A 17,239-nucleotide genomic window follows, 5' to 3' on the forward strand; every position below is an offset into this window, starting at 1 on the left:
GCAAGCCTTGGAAAAATTAATATTTCTTGCAGCCAGCATTTCGGAGTACTTCTTTAAAGACATTTTAAAAAACATTTTACCCTTTAGCTGTATACAAGTTGAAGTTTTGGTTCCTTACTTTCGTTTCCGCAGTCACTGCTATAGAATGCAATATAGTTATTGCTCTCTGTGCGGGCTTTTATCAGAAATCCCGTGTTTTCATACTTTCCACTGGTGTACTCTTTTACGAGATCGGTTACATCCAGTTTGTAATACCTGTTGTTAGGAATATCACTTCCCTTAATAGTTATTGTAGCATATGGACTGTTACCCTGCAAAACACCATTTTTATCATACCAGTCTCCTCCGGGATTTTTCCATGCAATGCCTTTGTCCCTTTTATTCCAGCTCACATAGTTGGGGTTCCAGGTAGAAGCAGGTCTGTAAACTTCAATTACGGTATCTTCAGGTCTTGAACTTCCTTCTGGATAATACCAGTAGAGTGAAAGGGCTGCATTTTTGATAGAAGTATCACTGCTGTATTCGCTCAGGTTAAATCTTATTACATTCCTCCACCTGAAGCTATTTTCTCCACCGATGTCAATATAGGTTAAACTCTTGTAGACTTTGTTAGGAGAAGCTTCACGCAAAAGGTTGTCAGATACTTCTATTTCGGAAACTACAGTTTCCTTAGACTCTTCTGAGACAGTACCCATGTAAATATCATTACCATCAACCCAAACTATCCTGTCACCGTAGATATCAGGACTGAACGCTGAGCCACTGGTGGTGATCTGAGTTTCTTTGGAATTGGAAAGGTCGTACATGTAGATATTCTGTCCATTGCGATAATCCTCCCACACTATCCTGTTACCAGATATTGCAGGAGTATAGACATAGGGACCAGGATAAGAAGCATATGCTGTTCCACTCGTGGATACCTGAGTTTCCTGTTTAGTGGAAAGGTCATGCATGTAGACATCGCACTTCCCATTACGGCTATCATACCACACTATCTTATTATCATAAATTGCAGGATAAGTTGCTGTTCCACTTGTGGATATCTGAGTTTCCTGTTTTGTGGAAAGGTCATACGTGTAGATATTATTTTTTCCATCGCGGTTATCTTCCCACACAATTCTATCGCCGTAAATATGAGGATTAGATGCTGATCCACTTGTGGTGATTCGGGTTATCTGAATTTCGAAAGGAGCTGGGATAGTACATATAAACTGCCCTAAGGCAAAAGGACGGTTGCCTACGTTCACCGTGGTTGTAACAGTGTTTGTAGCTGTGTCAACCACAGAGACCATGTTATCATAGCTCACTGCATATACCTTTGATCCATCAGGAGTGACTGCAACTCCACGAGGACCGTCTCCTACATCCACCGTGGTTATAAGATTGTTTGTTGCAGTGTCAATTACATATAGAGTGTCGGATTCAGTATCAGTATATCCGGCTGTTATATATACTTTTGATCCATCAGGAGTGACTGCGACTCCAAAAGGACCTTCTCCCATACCTCCTAAATCTAAATATGTAGCCGTGTTTGTGGCGGTGTCAATTACATAGGCATCGGAGCCCTCAGTTCCAGGACTGGATATCATATATGCCTTTGATCCATCAGGAGTGAATGCAATTCCACGAGGTTGACTTCTTCCCATTTCCATTGTAGTTACAACAGTATCCATGCTCGTGTCAATCACAGAAACAGAACAGCTGCCTATATTTGTCACATACACATTTGATCCGTCAGGAGTAACTGCAACTCCCCAGGGGCTTTGTCCCACATCCACAGTAGCTGCAACCGTGTTTGTTGCTGTGTCAATCATAGAGACAGTATTGTCGCCGTAGTTCGCCACATATACATTTGATCCATCAGGAGTGACTGCAACTCCTAAAGGATGATCTCCTACATCCACAGTGGCTGTAACCGTGTTTGTTGCTGTGTCAATCACAGAGACAGTATTGCTGCCGTAGTTCGTCACATACACATTTGATCCATCAGGAGTGACTGTAACTCCCAAAGGACGATCTCCTACATCCACAGTGGCTGTAACCGTGTTTGTTGTTGTGTCAATTACAGATACCTTATCATCGTCGGAGTCCGTAATATATGCATATGGATTTGCGCCTGCAACACTTGCCAGCATTAAAAGCACTAGCATCGGCAGTCCTAATATTCTAATAAGAGCATAACCTCTTTGTGTTTCATCACGTTTCTTTTCTTTCATTATAATCCTCCAATGCTATTCTCGATCCTACTTTCCCCTGAAGTCCACAAAAATGCTACCTCGAATATCTTTGCTTGAGAAACAAGTAAGTATTAACAACATTTGCTAAAAATAACAGTATTTATGTCCCCCTATATGATACCTCAACCACTTCTTATATCTTTGGATACACGTATTTAATGTATATAATCAAGAACTTGTGACTTGATTATTATATTTTTTAATAAGACGGCTGAAGGTTTATTGATGTTGATTTTCGATTTCAGTTGTAAATCCGAACTGAGAATTTCAAATAAGCTTAAAAGAAGTTAAAAAACTAAATTGTGCAGGCGATTTTGTGACATAAATAGCTGGAAAACAGAAGATTTTAAGTGAGAGGACAGAATACAGTTATCCCGTTACCGGATTTACTTTATGCCGGACCTATAAAGAAAATTATAATGCAAGCAATTATAATGGATTGAAAAATACCAGCTAAAACAACTTAAGTTACTAACTAAAACAATTAATATCTACGGATTATTCTCAGGAGCCTGGAATACTGAAAATCGGAATTGTTGGTTGCGGATTCATTGGTGGGCAGATTTGCAGGGCAATTGATAACGGAGAGGTTAATGCAGAGCTGTACGCCCTCTGTGACTCTTCGGAAAACAAGGTACTTGACCTTTCAGCTTCCCTGAATAAATGCAGGCCTGCATATATGGAGATTGAAGAACTCATACGCAGTGTGGACCTTGTTATAGAAAGCGCCTCCCAGAATGCTGTCAGATTCATTGTACCCCAGGCCCTTAAGGCAGGATGTGATGTGATGGTCCTGAGCGTGGGCGCTCTTGCAGATGAAGAACTGAGGGTAGCTCTTTTCGGGCTTGCAGAACAGCACAACTGCAGGCTTTATTTCCCTTCGGGAGCAGTTGTCGGCATTGATGGGTTAAACTCAGCATCTGCGGATGGAATTTCCTCGGTCACTCTGACCACCAGGAAACCTCCTTCAGGACTCGGGGGAGCTCCTTATGTTGTGGAACACGGTATAGAACTTGAAAAACTAGAAAAAGAAACCGTACTTTTTGAAGGGACTGCTTCAGAAGCCGTAAAAGCCTTTCCTGCAAACGTTAACGTGGCAGCTACGATAAGCCTTGCAGGCGTAGGTTTTGAGCAGACCAGGGTAAGAGTCATAGCTGACCCTTCTCTTTCCAGAAATGTGCATGAGATCACCGTAGAAGGAGAATTCGGAAAGTTTAGTACAAGAGTGGAAAATCTTCCTTCCCCGGAAAATCCAAAAACAAGTTATCTTGCAGCCCTTTCTGCAGTTTCGACTCTGAAAAAAATTCTGAATCCTGTCCAGGTCGGGACCTGAATCTTCCAGGCTGAATTTCGAGGGTCGAACCTTGAGTGCTGAACCTGAACTAACAGGACTCAGGCACCTTAACCTGGATCTTCGGATTGAAGGTAGGTGTGGTTCACAAACGTTAGGTTCACAAACGTTAGGTTCACAAACGTTAGGTTCACAAACATTATATAGTCCGGAGGAGTTAAGCACGTAAATCTTCAGGAGAAGGTTGCAAGTATGTGAAAAAGTGCCTTATGGTCATAATTATCCTTATTGCACCCCTTTATACGTTTAATGTGCCCTTTTGCCAGAATGTTTTTGCGTGATAAATCTCAAAGTTAATTAAAGCCTGTTTAAACTAAATAAATTTAAAATTTATATTTTTCTCTTAAAATATTTATGGTGATCCCATGCATCAAGCAGACCTTATAAAAAGGATCCAGGAATTGAAATTAAAAAGAAACGCAGTAATTCTTTCTCACTATTACTCTCGCTCTGAAGTCCAGGACATTGCGGACTTCGTAGGGGATTCCCTTGCCCTGAGCCAGGAAGCTGTCCGCCAGGACGCAGATGTTATCGTGTTTTGCGGCGTTCATTTTATGGGAGAAAGCGCTGCAATCCTTTCTCCTAAAAAGACGGTCCTGTTGCCGGAAATTGATGCTACCTGCACGATGGCAGATATGGTAGATGTGGAAGGCCTTAAAAGACTGAAAGAAAAGCACCCTGACGCCCCGGTTGTCTCCTATGTAAACACTTCGGCTGTAATCAAGGCAGAATCCTATATCTGCTGTACCTCTGCCAACGCTGTAGAAGTGGTAAACTCCCTGGATGCCGAAGAGGTTATTTTTGTTCCTGACAAAAACCTGGCAGCCTACGTTGCATCCCTGACCGACAAAAAGGTTATTCCCTGGGAAGGGCACTGCCCCACGCACCACCAGGTCCTGAAGGAAGATGTCCTGAAGATGAAAGAAAAGCATCCTCTTGCCAAATTCATCGCTCATCCCGAGTGTCGCCCTGATGTCCTGGAACTTGCAGATCACGTGGCAAGCACGCGGGGGATGATTCTGTACGCGAAAAACTCTCCTGAACAGGAGTTCATCATAGGCACCGAGTGCGGGCTCATCCACGGGCTCCGTAAGGCAGCTCCGAAAAAAACTTATTACTGCGTCTCTGAATTCGCCTGCTGTCCCAGCATGAAAATGGTCAATCTTGAAAATGTACTGGAGTCTCTTGAAAAGATGCAACATGTAGTAACTGTTCCCGAAGATGTTCGGATCAGGGCAAAGGAGGCTCTTGACCGGATGCTTGCGGTAAAAATAAAATAAGTATCTGAATAATTTACCTATTTGATACTTTCCGTTCCTGAAGGGGAATTTTTGATTAATCTCTGATCTTTCTTTACAGGGATATTCTTCAAATATTCCCACTAATTTTCTTCATTTTCTTCTTTTTTTACATTTCGACCCCCTCTTAAAAAATAAATCTAATTTATTACAAGGAAGGGGTATTCGTGATCTTCTGTGCCCCCCTGTTATAATGTCTGAAAAAACCATTGACCCGCTTATTGAGGCACTGGATCCGTTTATTGAGGCACTGTTTGGTGAAAACAATGGCGACAGATGGGGTGCAGCCGAAGCCTCTGGGCGGATTAAAGTCGAAAAAACAGTCAACCCTCTAATCAATGCTTTTATCGACTGTGACGATTTCACAAGGTTGGCGGCGGCAAGGGTTCTGAGCAGGATAAAACCGGAAAAAACAATCGAATCCCTTATCAACACTTTTTATGATTGGAACCGTTTCGTAAATGTAGAGGCTGCACGTGCACTCAGTGAAATCTGTACGAAATCCGATAAAGCACAGCTGCAGGTTTTACTTGCCTCGAAAATAAATTTGCAGCAAATCTCGCTTTTGAGGACTTGGAGAGCTTTGAAACCGAAGAATAATCAAAATCCAGATTTTTCAAGGAAATTAGAATTCTGAATAAAATCAATAAATAGGAGCCAGAAAAATGGTAAAGAATCTCAGGAAAAACTTTCTTAACGCGCTTCAGGGCAGGCCGGTTGACAGAGTCCCAGTTTGCTCCGTGACCCAGACCGGAACTGTAGAACTTATGGACCTGACCGGTGCCGCCTGGCCAATCGCTCATTCGGACCCGGAAAAGATGGCAGCTCTTGCCCTTGCAGGTCACGAGATTGCGGGCCTTGAAGCCGTACGTTATCCCTATTGTTTGACCATGCTTGCCGAAGCCATGGGCTGCAATGTGCGGATGGGCACAAAAGATATCCAGCCCTCGGTCCTGTCCCATCCCTTCTCCGAAGGTCCGGAAAAACTGGAAGTCCCTGAAGCCCTTCTCGAAAAGGGAAGAATCCCCACCGCTCTCAAAGCAACGGAAATCCTGGCAACCCGGACCGAAGGAAAAACCGGGAAAGAAGAAATCCCCCTGATCGCAGGTATGGAAGGACCACTTACTGTTTTAATCCACCTTACAGAAGTCAAAAACTACCTGATCTGGACTATAAGAAAACCCGACTACGTCAATGCTTTCATGGAAACCTGCACCGAAATCTGCATAGAATACGCAAACTCCCTCTTCGACCACGGCGCGGACGCCCTCTCTATGCCCGACGGCGGGATAGTCGGCTCAAGGATGATGCCCCCTTCGGTTCTGGAAAACACTGTCAAACCCTTCTACAAACGCCTCTGCAAAAAAACAAACGGCCCCGTAATCCTTCACATCTGCGGCGATGCAGGAGATTCCCTGAAAACTCTTTCAGAATGCGGTTTTGAAGCCATAAGTACTGAAGAAAAAGTCAGCATAAAAGCCGCAAAAGAAGCCATCGGCGGCAGGACAAGGTTAATCGGAAACGTATCCCCCTCAAGGACTCTGCTCTTCGGGACCCCGGACGCCGTGAAAGAAGAGGCAAAACAGTGTCTCTCAGCTGGCGTGGATATCCTTGCCCCGGGCTGCGGGATTGCTCCGAGAACTCCGCTTGCAAATATGAGGGCGCTTGTGGAGGCGAGGGATGAGTGGTATGAGGAAAAGGAATGAAGAACAAATGAGGGGGGGCAAAAGTAAGGGGAAAAAGTTACGATTCAGATAAATAAAACATACGGGGACTTGTTCAGACTCTGGCTCAAAATCCAGTGATTTTTTAGTTTACACTAATCACTGAATTTTGGACCAGAGTCCCTGTTCATCCATTATTATTAAAATTAGTTAATTTTAAGTTCATTTATAGTATTATGTGTATAGTATCGCGAAATTAGATAAGGCACACACAAATTTAGATATTTTTGATAGTTTTCCAGTCTAGTTTCATTATAAAGTGTGTAAATCATTCAAAATTAAATAAGTACATTGTGGGGGGAATTATGACAGATAATGAATACTTGAAAAGATGTAGCATGTGTATACTACCCGAAACAACACCAAATATTACTTTTGATAAAGATGGTGTTTGTAATTTTTGCCATTCTCATGTAAAAGTCCAGTATGAAGGGGAATCAAAACTTAGAGAATTACTGCACTCGTACCGCAAAGATAGCAGCAAATATGATTGTGTTGTAGGAATCAGTGGCGGAAGGGATAGCAGTTATACACTCCTTAAACTTGTAAAAGATTACAATCTAAAAGTTCTGGCAGTTAATTACGATAATCCATTTACTGATCCCCAGGCTAAAGCCAATATTGAAAATGCTGTAGAAGCGCTAAACGTTGATGTTGTTAGTTTCAAATTGAAGAATAATATTCATGAAAAAACATTTAAACATAATTTTACTTCATGGCTCCGCAAACCATCTCCTGCAGCTATACCTATGATGTGTATTGCCTGTAAATTGATTCTTCCAAATGTGATTAAGTACGCAAAAAAGTATGATGCGGGATGTGTAATAACAGGAGGTAATCCATATGAGTACATATCTTTTAAAAGGGAATTACTGAATGTTTCAACAGATGAAAATTACATGAATCTCTTAACAAAAAGTTTTGGCATAAAAGGATTTGGAGGAATTGCGAATGAGATGTTAAAAAATCCTTTTTATTGCCATCCGATGTGCATTCCCACTATGATATCAGGATTTTTGTACGGAAATCCTTACAGTTTAGGACCCAGGTTTTTGTCCCCGAATATTAAGTTTATAGACATATTTCACTACATTCCCTGGCAAGAAGAGGAAGTTTTGTCAAGAATAAAGCAGGAATTGAACTGGGAAAGCCCGAAACGATTCAGTTCATCCTGGAGATTTGACTGCATTGTAAGTCATTTAAAAGATTTTATGTACATGAAAACTCTCAACATGACCGAAAAAGATGATTTTTATTCCAAAATGGTGAGAGAAGGTTTAATTACTCGTGAAGAAGCGCTAACAAGGCTAAAAGATGAAAATAAATTACATATGAATGAAATACAGAAACTACTTGATAATACCGGAATCACCGAAATTTCTTACTTAAAAAGGGATAAAGAGGAGATAATTCGAAAGGAATTACTGGCTGAATAAGTAAAATAGCTTCTCTTTAAAGACCTTAACAAACCGACCAATTTTTCAAGGGATAATAAACTTTATTTCGCAGGTCTAATTTAGGGATTAAACTTTATTTCGCAGGTCTAATTTAGGGATTAAACTTTATTTCGCAGGTCTAATTTAGGGATTAAACTTTATTTCGCAGGTCTAATTTAGGGGATATAACTTCAGAAAGAGGGCAGTTGTGGAGACAAGAGAAGAACAACATGAAAAGGAGACAAGAGAAGAACAACATGAAAAGAAGGATTGAATAAAAAAATGATGTAGAGGGTTCTTTTAAGGCAACTCCACCAATTCCGTATCCTCGTGCGAATAAGCCGGCGTACAACAGCAAAGAATCTTTAATGGCTCTTTTCCGGTGTTTTGGATCCTGTGCGGAGTTCCGGGACCAATACAGATGGAATCTCCTTTTCGGACTTCAAATTCTTCAGAGCCGAGAGTCATTATCCCACTGCCTTTGGTGATGTGATAGATTTCTTCGCTTAGCCTGTGTTTGTGGAGGAGAGTTGTCCCTCCGGCAGGTACGGTGGCTTCGGCAAGGCTCTGGTTTGAGTTGCCGTGGACTGCGGGGTGCATGAGTTCGCGGATTATCGAGCCGTCTTTTGTGGGGTAGGGTTCGATTTTTTTGTATTTGGTTATTAGCTGCATTCAGACCTACTGAAACTGGCAACTATATAATTATTTTTCATTCAAAGGGAGGAGATACTTCGTCGTCCTGTAGAATGTATGAAAAAAACGCCGGGCAGTCCGGAATCAAGCTGGCATCTATCAAAATCAAATTAAGGTAGAAAGGTCCTCCTCTTCAAATTGAGCGGAAAGCTTTTCAGTTTCAATTCAGTGCACTTTTTTCTCGGATGAGTTGAGCCAGAGATATCATCTCACACCTATTGCTTACTCTATCCAAGATGTAATCATATGCACTCACGCTCAGTTTCCTTGCTGTCTGAACAATCGTCATGAATGTATTGTTTGCTCTTGTTCCTTCATCGGTCGCGGATTGGAGGCTGACATCTCTTTTCCTGACCTTTGCTCTTGCTCCTAACTCTGCTCCCTTGTTATGCAATGGAATTTCTGGAAAATTTAGTACCATTAATAGACTTTCCTTTTTCTCTTTTGTTTTACTGATTCTATCATCGAGTGGAGGATAATTTGTTTCGGTTGAAAACAATCGATCAAACTCAGCAGACAATTGCTTCGCTACGTCTGAATTTGGGTTTTTCCTAAACTCACAGAGTTTAACATAATAATCCCAGTACTTATTCAGGAACGCTTTCACCTTTTCCTGATAATAAGGTACTGTCGTATGTAACTTTTTGTAATGCCTTCCATTATGAATCCAGCAAAGAGCATGATGGTATGTAAGCTGCTTGAATTGAGGAGCATCATCACTTAAAAAGGTGGTAACCACAGGTATGTTTGTCATCTGATGATATGAAGCAATTGCACAAGCTTCAAGAATTCTTTTCTTAATATTTTTATTTCTATCTGGTGATAATAGAAGAGCCAGTATTTGATGCATTTCTTCATCACTGAATACCTTATTCTTGTAATCAGAGAGTTTTTGCTGCCATATTTTTGCTACATTGAACGTTTCCATCAGATCAAATTCTTCTTCGTTAAGGCAGTACTTTTTTTCCATTCCACACAAGAGTATATCTAAAATTGTTTCCCGATCCTTATGGAGTACTGTAAAATAAGCAGTGTAATGAGGATTGCAAAGGATCTGGGTATACCAATTTTCCCCATTGACTCTGGCACTTGTGTCATCAATCTGCTGATAAGTTGTGGATTTGAGACCTGCCTGAAAAATATCAGCCTTCTCTTCATGGAAGTTATCAATATTTTTTGTCAGCATCCGAGAAATTGTAGCTCTGGATATGCAAACACCGACATTTTCCAAGAATTCATGTATTTTGGGTTCTGAAACATTAGAGATATGGTGCAGAGCAATTACAGCAGATCTAATTCCAGGACCAAATTCACCGTTTATACCTTCTGGCAATTTTCCCCTGTATGTCTTGCCCTCTGAAGGTGAATAATACTTCTCTATCTGAAATCTGGTATTTCAGGGCATTATTAGAATGTCCCTAATAACCACTTCATCATACCCTTTGAAACATGCATCAGGGGGTAAAGTAAATTTATCAATTTTGCAAGTTTCAGTATGATGGATCTCTATTTTATCCTTTCTTGAATTTGATTCCCTGGGCTTGTTAGGCATTCTTTCTTTTCTCTCTTTTTCAGAAGAAATGTCCTAATTCTTGTTAGGGCAACGAATTTCAGGCTTGGTTTGTTCACCTTTGAGTAAGCTGATTTCATCTCGAAGCTTTTGGACCTCTGACCTGAAGGATTCTATCTCCCTACTCAGTTCATCAATAATTAAAAGTAGAACACGAATAATTTTGGCATACTTTTCATCCTCTATCTTGTCAGGATTGATATCCAGAGAGGCCAGTAATTGTGTGAGAGCTTCAGGAGTCATCTTTATATCCAAAATGTGAATACCGGTAAATGGAAAAACTATTATATTTTTCCTGTGATTGAAAGCCCTTCATATTTGAAGAGGATACATTATTTGGGAAAATGGAATTATAAGGTAATTCCAAAAGTATAAACATGAAGTTATTCTTCAGCTATTCCTTAACAAAATCCTCCCTAATTAATTCCCAACTTAACAATAGTCCAGTAGGTAAGAAACCCAAAAAGAAAAGATCCGATAAGTGAAATTTCGATTAACCGATGATCATGTACTACATTTTTAGCCACAACTCCGCTAAGTACGATCACAACAACAACCGTAAACACTGGAATTAAAATCCTTAATATCTGTTGTCTTTCCATATTATCACCAAATAAAAAATGGCTGATTAAAAATCAGCCGATACTCAATTAAATCGTATACCAATGACTACCAATCTTCATGTAAACGTGACCTGTTAGTGGTATTGTAGCTATGTTTACGTAAGGTATTCTTACATCTAAACTGCCATCTGAATTTTGCTCATACCAGTATCAAGTTTGCACTGCTAGACCGACTAGTGTACCCAATGCTATTGAAAGCATACCACCTGATACATATAGACCTAATACAGCAACTAATGCCCCAGCTATGGCTGAGCTTCCATCTGCAAGTAGATCAGCATCTTTTGGAGAGAAGTAGATGTGCAGTCCACCTGTTATGTTATCACCATATGTTTCAACATAACTTCCATTCGCAAAACTTGACTTAGCCGCAGAGATTGCTGCTGCAACTGCTGCACTATCATTTAGACTCGTGGCAGATACGAATTTTTCAGCTACCAATTCATCCAGATCTACAACAGCAAAATATGTTCTGTTAGAATTCTTTTCATCTTTCCATAAAATAGCGTATCCAATTGACCCCTCATCTTTTTTGAAATATACTATCTTTTCATTATCAGTTTTTGATAATACATTCATGCTTCCTGATATTTTATTCGTGTTTTCTAATGCTTTTTTGATGTCTTCTTCAGAAATTTATTTTTCGTTCGAGATATCTATTGCATCACCATACTTTTCGTTTTGAGAAATGTCAGCTTTTGCACTTACAGCCGGTACAAAAGCAATACTCACAAGAAGTATTGCTGCAAATATTGCACTTATTCGACAGTTTCTTCATTATTTTCACTCCTGTTTCGTTTCCCAGGAGGCAGGATCAAGCAAACCTTAAATATTCACAAAGCTAACACTAACTCATGCCTCCGGGCAATGTGGAGTTCAAATCCACTCTGGAAAGTTCGTTTGAACTTCACATCCAAAAATCTCTATCAACCTTCTTCTATACATTAATTACGACGACGAATATTCATCAGTCTGATTAACATTCACTCAAATGATCAGCTTTTTCATTGAAATAATGAAGGCTCAGAGTCCTAATTGGCGTCAGGAATTTGACCTCACTTTTAGCAAATAATCTGAATATTCTTTTCTTCACTAAACCATAAAATTGGCAAAAGTGATATCAACATACATGCCTGACAGAAGATAAAAGAATATATTGTGTTAGAACAATTCAAAAAACGCACATGAAATTCTTCGAATAACATGCTCAAATAAATGAAAGTCCTTTTCACTTACCTTTTTTGTATATTAACTCCATCATTATCTTAGGACAGGAGGGTTGTTTTTTCTTTGGCTCTTCGAAGCCGTCAAAAAACTAACCATTGAATTGTCATCGAAGGCTCAAATGTGACATGTTTAATCTAAAAGATGTGCTAACAGACATTTTTGGAAAATGGTAGAGAGATACTATCAGGAATCTGTTCAGGTAAAAATGTTGACCAGATTCTACAAAACCTTTCTCCAAATGTTCGTAAAAAAAGCGCTCAGATTCGAGAGCTTCTGGACAGAGAAATCTCCCAGAGTGCTGCAATTAGGCTTCAGATATGTTTAAAGCTAATAAAGAATTTTGACGATTCTATTGAACATTTGGGAAAAGAAATATTCAATTATGCTTATGGAACTCATAAGCGGGAAATGGAAATTTTAATGTCTGTTCCAGGTATAGGGGAACTTGGTGCGGTAACTCTAATTGCTGAAATAGACAATTTTAAGGATTTTGCTTCAGGGGACAAGCTTGCTTCATGGCTTTGACTGGTTCCTAATGTGTACCAATCTGCAGATAAATACCACAATGGAAGGATTACTAAGAGAGGATCAAAGGTAGCAAGGTGGATTCTAACACAGATTGCTCAGGCAGCAGCAAGAACAAAAAATAGCAAGTTAAAAGAGTTTTTTAACAGAAAAAAGAAGTCAATTGGACATGCAAAGGCAATTCTTGCCCTCACAAGGAAAATTGCAACAATAATATGGCACCTTATCACAAATGATGAGATGTACGAAGATGAAACGGGATATGTCAAGGGAGAAGTTCAAAGGAGGAAGATTGTTGAGACCGAGATATTTTCAGTTGATGAACGTATCTCAATAATTAGTGAAATATTCGCAATTGTTGAAAAAAAGAAACCTGACATTAAGTGAAGGCGAAGTGTCCTCACTTCTACATTCCGGACCCTGGCTTCAATTTAATAGGACAAAAATGCTATATTTGCTTCCAACATAATCAGAAATTCTGAATGAGGGTCCGGAGTGCGAAATCAGAGGTACTTTCATGCCAAAGAAATAACCTTAAATTTCAAGGTATATGAAGAAAACTAGATTTTACTCGATTTTTTCTATTTTCTCTTTCTTGACAAAAGGCTTACTGATTTTTGCTGGCATCCAGGCAGGCCTGTTTTTTGGGGCTTCGACATTTTGCTTCCATGCTTTGAAAACATGAACTTTCTTTGTCCCGCGCTCCCTGAGTCGGATAATATCTGGTTTTGATTTGGTTCCGGTGCCCCTGTTTGCAGCTTTAAGGGCAGCTTGCCGAGGCTGTTTTCCTGTGAAAACACCGTGCTCATTGCCTTCTTCATCTCGTAATACAAAATTTCTTGTGTCAGACATAGGGATTATCTCCAAAAATATGTTATTAGAAACTTATTAAATTAAAAGTATTTATAATTTTTCTTTATATGTTGTCGACAGTTATTGGTTTATGTAAAATTGACCTGATTTAGGAATTGTGTATACACTTTATTTGGAATTGGCCAGCCCAGAAAAAACAATATCAATAACTGTATTTACGGAAATTAGATTAACAAATTTCAATGAGCTGGCTTTCTTAAATTACAGGTTAAGAATTTCAGAAATTTATTTGACCCTTTCCGCCCTTTTTTTAAGGGCATTGTTCATATCCCCAAAGCTACGTACTGTTCCCTTCTCTATAGACCATGAAGTACTGATAATAGGAATTGCAATTCCATTGAATATCTCTTTCTGGATTAAACGTACCTTGTGACCTGAAATTTCTTCAAGGATGAGGCTATGCTCCCCGTCGAGCAGCCCGGGAAAAAAGAAACTTCCTTTCCATGTAAGCTCTTTTCTTGGCTCCAGGCGAATGATCCTTGGGTGAAGGGTCACGCCTTTTCTTTCCCATTCCGGCTTCATATTGACTTTAATTTTGCTCCCGACCTTTGCCTCTCCACTGATTTCATTTATGTAGGGATTCCAGTTGGGATAGGCTGCAAAATCCATAAGGATCTGCCAGATCCGGTCCGCAGAAGCGAAGATCTCAATTTCTGTGCTTATTTCTTTTTTGAACCTGATGGTTGCAACTCCTCTTTTGCTTTTCCTGTTTTTTGAGTCTATCGGAGGCAAACTTATTAACCCTGCTTATTTAGACCGGGGGCAGAGGAGATAAAGTAGAAAAAAGAAACTTCCGGCTTTACGTTTGGTTAGCTCAAAAAGACATTTTACTTAAAGTCCTTTAAGCCCTTCCGAAGAATTTATTCCTCAGTTTTCGTTTTGCGCTTCCCGCCATCTGTTTCAGGATGATCGGGGTGGGTGTTTTTTTTCCTGCAGGGGCGACTTTTCCTTCCCTGATTGCTTTTAGCACTGCTTCCACGGTGTTTTCCGATGCATCGATTTCAGTATAAGCCTGCCCTACCATTTCGGGAATATGGGAGTCACTTCCTGCAACTTCAGGTATTCCAAGTCTTTTTGCCTCGATTAAGGCTTTTCTGTTTGCTTCGTTAAAAAGGCAACGAGAATTGAAGACCTCAACCGCATCAATATCAAGCCCTTCAAAACTCCCTATCCCGTGAGAACTGCTTTTGAAGGGATGGGGGATAATCACCGTGCCGCCAAGTTTTCGGGCCCTGCGGATAGTTTCTTCCGGACTTAACAGAGGGTCTATGTTCTCCCTGATTCCCAGAACCAGGATATGTCCTTTTGAAGAGCTAACCTCTACACCGGGAATGACTGTGATTTCAAGGCCAAGTTCCAGGACTTTTCTCGCGCAGGCAAGTCCGCCTTCAACCGTATCATGGTCACATATAGCAAATCCGTCAAGTCCCCTTTTAAGGGCAGTTTCGAGGATATCCTCATGGCTTGATTCACTATCTCTTGAATATTCGGAATGTACGTGAAGATCGAATTTCATGCTAATATAAAAATGATCGATGGAGTTATATAAATTTTGAACCGGAATTTTGAAAATCTTTCCAGGGTTATACCGATCAACAAAAAAGATTATAGGAATAATAATACAAAAAGTGGGGTTTAGCGAATTGAATTCGGAAAAAAGAATCAAGAGAGTTGAATCAGGATAAGCAAACCGAAGAATAATGGGAGGAGGAATAGCGAACGGGCAAATGTATATCAAAAGTCTGGTGTAGGGGTAGTTTAGGAATTAGGAGGGGTTTGTGTCTTCAGTAGACGCCCGTTCGCAAACAAACAAACAACTTTCCGATATAAATATCTTTCGTAAATATACGAACAATATTCAGGTTATGATAAAAGAATTTCGGAACAGAAAAAAATTCGGAAATGTATGGATAATATACTAATTGATTTATATAATTAGTAAAACTTTTTATTCAGCCAGATCTCCTGAGAAGACGCCAAAAAACATTATCCAGCGTCATTCATCAATATCCTGTTCCAGAGATTTAATCCGGTTGAGAATTTCTGTTCTTGCCTCATAATCCACTGAAATTCGCTTCCCGTACTCAACACTGTGTACAATACCCTCATCGTACAGCCAGGAGAGTATTGACATCCCTTTTTCTGAGTTCGGGAGGGAAAAGGAGTAAAAAGACCAGGCAGGAAGATGTTTGATTATCTCGGCTTTTAACTCCTGCATGCCAACCTTTTCTTTTGCGGAAATGAACACAGGATTGGGAGCCATATAGCCTATTTCTTCCATAACAGCTTCAAGTTCGGATGCTTCAAGCAGATCTGTCTTGTTAAGCACCGTAATCATCGGAACCCCCTGAATGCGGTCCCAGAGAGTATCATGAGAGGTGGAAAGTTTTTGAAGGATTATCTCAGGTTTTTCGCTTACATCGACTACCAGCAGGATAAGATCAGAAAGAAATATCTCATCGAGGGTGGATTTGAAGGCGTCAACCAGCCAGTGTGGGAGATCCTCTATGAAACCTACAGTATCTGTCAAAAGAGCTTTTCTGCCGCCCAGGTCAAGGGCCCGGGTAGTCGGCACAAGGGTTGTAAAGAGCAGATTCTGTGCTTCAACGCTTTCATCAACAATGGCATTGAAGAGAGTGCTTTTTCCGGCATTGGTATAACCTGCAAGGCAGACCAGGGAAAAGCCTTTCCTATGCCTAAACGCCCGCAGGGACTCATCGTCTTTTTCTGCAGACTTAAGTTCATTTTCAATCCTTGTTATCCTTTTTTTCAGGTCCAGTTCATAAGCGTCCTCATAGTCCCCAAGTCCCATGAAACCTGCCTTTTCCTCCTTTTTCAGAAGAGAAACAATAGCTTTCGCCCTTGGGACCTCATACCTCAGCCTCGCAAGTTCAACCTGCAGCTTGGACCTGCGAGTGGTAGCTCTTTTTGCAAAGATCTCAAGTATAAGCTGGAATTTGTCTATGACCTGACACCCGCAGATTTCCGAGATATTGAAAAGCTGAATTGTAGAGAGCTTGTTATAAAAGATGACCTTTTCAGCCTTCTTTATTCTCACAAGTTCGGCAAGCTCCTCTATTTTTCCTCTCCCCAGCTGGTACCTGGAGTCCGGAAACCTTGTCTGAGTAAGCTCCCCGGCCGGGACATAGCCTGCAGTCTTTGTAAGCTCCCTGAGTTCCTCAAAGAGATATTCGCCGCGTTCAGGGTCAGCTCGTGGATTGGTTCTTTTTACGAGAATTACCCTGTTTTCGCTTTCTATATTTTGTTCTGCTGGAATTTTCACGCCTCAATATCAAGTTCTTTAATAAGTAAATTTCGAGCACTCAAAGAGATATGGTGAGCAAGTTCGATAGCTCTTCTCTCAGCTATGGACTCCTGGTACTTAAATGCCCTTGAAAACATACTTTCAGGCACCCACAGAGGCTGGTTATACATATCCCCTTTTTCCGCTACAATTGTTCCCTTAAAGGAAAGCTGGTTAGCCGTATCCTCAATCAACTGCACGATGTCAAGCAAATCGGGTGCTCTTTTAAGCCAGAATGGAAGGATCTTCACCTGCTTAACTTTCTCTATGTGGTCAGCAGAAACAGTAAGGGCTGCAGCTGCACAGACCATGTAGTAGCCGTCCTTGATCCTATGCCTGCCCGAAATGTCCACTGCAATAATGTCCCACATTTATGTT

16 protein-coding genes and 1 pseudogene are annotated in these 17,239 nt (G+C 40.5%); 6 read left to right on the plus strand and 11 right to left on the minus strand.

Going from position 1 to position 17,239, the window contains the following annotated elements; genetic code table 11:
* Positions 1–83: 83 nt before the first annotated feature.
* Complete coding sequence (locus MSWHS_RS21050) at positions 84–2,216, minus strand: disaggregatase related repeat-containing protein (protein ID WP_052722729.1); 2,133 nt, start codon at positions 2,214–2,216, stop codon at positions 84–86.
* Positions 2,217–2,754: 538 nt separating this feature from the next.
* Here MSWHS_RS21050 and MSWHS_RS13800 point away from each other — a divergent pair.
* The 5 genes from MSWHS_RS13800 to MSWHS_RS13820 all read left to right on the plus strand — a co-directional run bounded on the left by MSWHS_RS13800 (position 2,755) and on the right by MSWHS_RS13820 (position 8,046).
* A complete protein-coding gene (locus MSWHS_RS13800) occupies positions 2,755–3,570 on the plus strand; it encodes an aspartate dehydrogenase (RefSeq protein WP_082088154.1) in 816 nt (271 codons plus the stop codon).
* 383 nt (positions 3,571–3,953) lie between these two features.
* Positions 3,954–4,868 (plus strand): quinolinate synthase NadA, encoded by a 915-nt coding sequence (gene nadA, locus MSWHS_RS13805; RefSeq protein ID WP_048159197.1) that lies wholly within the window; start codon positions 3,954–3,956, stop codon positions 4,866–4,868.
* A 211-nt stretch (positions 4,869–5,079) separates the two neighbouring features.
* On the plus strand, positions 5,080–5,523 hold the full coding sequence (locus MSWHS_RS13810; RefSeq protein WP_048129253.1) for a HEAT repeat domain-containing protein: 444 nt from the start codon (positions 5,080–5,082) through the stop codon (positions 5,521–5,523).
* A 28-nt stretch (positions 5,524–5,551) separates the two neighbouring features.
* Positions 5,552–6,592: a methylcobamide:CoM methyltransferase MtaA gene (mtaA, locus tag MSWHS_RS13815; protein WP_048159199.1), complete on the plus strand. Its 1,041-nt coding sequence runs from the start codon at positions 5,552–5,554 to the stop codon at positions 6,590–6,592.
* Positions 6,593–6,915: 323 nt separating this feature from the next.
* Positions 6,916–8,046: an ATPase of the PP-loop superfamily implicated in cell cycle control gene (locus tag MSWHS_RS13820; RefSeq protein ID WP_048129249.1), complete on the plus strand. Its 1,131-nt coding sequence runs from the start codon at positions 6,916–6,918 to the stop codon at positions 8,044–8,046.
* 300 nt (positions 8,047–8,346) lie between these two features.
* On the opposite strand, the gene MSWHS_RS13825 is transcribed toward MSWHS_RS13820, so the two are convergent.
* From MSWHS_RS13825 to MSWHS_RS21730, 5 genes are all read right to left on the minus strand, one after another.
* The gene (locus MSWHS_RS13825; protein WP_048159201.1) at positions 8,347–8,718 is read right to left on the minus strand and encodes a cupin domain-containing protein; all 372 of its coding nucleotides are present in this window, start codon (positions 8,716–8,718) and stop codon (positions 8,347–8,349) included.
* 181 nt (positions 8,719–8,899) lie between these two features.
* Positions 8,900–10,072, minus strand: a complete 1,173-nt coding sequence (locus MSWHS_RS13830) for a transposase (protein WP_052722730.1) — start codon at positions 10,070–10,072, stop codon at positions 8,900–8,902.
* Positions 10,073–10,135: 63 nt separating this feature from the next.
* On the minus strand, positions 10,136–10,291 hold the full coding sequence (locus MSWHS_RS20605) for a hypothetical protein (RefSeq protein WP_156148184.1): 156 nt from the start codon (positions 10,289–10,291) through the stop codon (positions 10,136–10,138).
* A gap of 33 nt (positions 10,292–10,324) precedes the next feature.
* A complete protein-coding gene (locus MSWHS_RS18590) occupies positions 10,325–10,564 on the minus strand; it encodes a hypothetical protein (protein WP_052722731.1) in 240 nt (79 codons plus the stop codon).
* A gap of 518 nt (positions 10,565–11,082) precedes the next feature.
* Positions 11,083–11,511: a hypothetical protein gene (locus tag MSWHS_RS21730; protein WP_231585448.1), complete on the minus strand. Its 429-nt coding sequence runs from the start codon at positions 11,509–11,511 to the stop codon at positions 11,083–11,085.
* 779 nt (positions 11,512–12,290) lie between these two features.
* Between MSWHS_RS21730 and MSWHS_RS13850 the strand changes: the two are divergent.
* Positions 12,291–13,071 (plus strand): annotated as a pseudogene (locus MSWHS_RS13850) (IS110 family transposase); the annotation flags it as partial.
* A gap of 180 nt (positions 13,072–13,251) precedes the next feature.
* Here the strand turns inward: MSWHS_RS13850 and MSWHS_RS13855 are convergent.
* The 5 genes from MSWHS_RS13855 to MSWHS_RS13875 form a co-directional block, all read right to left on the minus strand.
* Positions 13,252–13,536, minus strand: a complete 285-nt coding sequence (locus tag MSWHS_RS13855) for a non-histone chromosomal MC1 family protein (protein ID WP_048129241.1) — start codon at positions 13,534–13,536, stop codon at positions 13,252–13,254.
* A 246-nt stretch (positions 13,537–13,782) separates the two neighbouring features.
* A complete protein-coding gene (locus MSWHS_RS13860) occupies positions 13,783–14,289 on the minus strand; it encodes an SRPBCC domain-containing protein (protein ID WP_052722732.1) in 507 nt (168 codons plus the stop codon).
* A 109-nt stretch (positions 14,290–14,398) separates the two neighbouring features.
* Entirely contained in the window at positions 14,399–15,073 is a 675-nt protein-coding gene (locus MSWHS_RS13865) for a PHP domain-containing protein (RefSeq protein ID WP_048130563.1), read from the minus strand.
* Between the two features lie 480 nt (positions 15,074–15,553).
* Complete coding sequence (gene hflX, locus MSWHS_RS13870; protein ID WP_082088152.1) at positions 15,554–16,840, minus strand: GTPase HflX; 1,287 nt, start codon at positions 16,838–16,840, stop codon at positions 15,554–15,556.
* The gene (locus MSWHS_RS13875; protein WP_048159203.1) at positions 16,837–17,232 is read right to left on the minus strand and encodes a DUF2209 domain-containing protein; all 396 of its coding nucleotides are present in this window, start codon (positions 17,230–17,232) and stop codon (positions 16,837–16,839) included. Before MSWHS_RS13875 ends, hflX begins: the two co-directional genes overlap by 4 nt.
* Positions 17,233–17,239: the final 7 nt, after the last annotated feature.

Source organism: Methanosarcina sp. WWM596 (genome assembly GCF_000969965.1).
Classification (GTDB): domain Archaea; phylum Halobacteriota; class Methanosarcinia; order Methanosarcinales; family Methanosarcinaceae; genus Methanosarcina.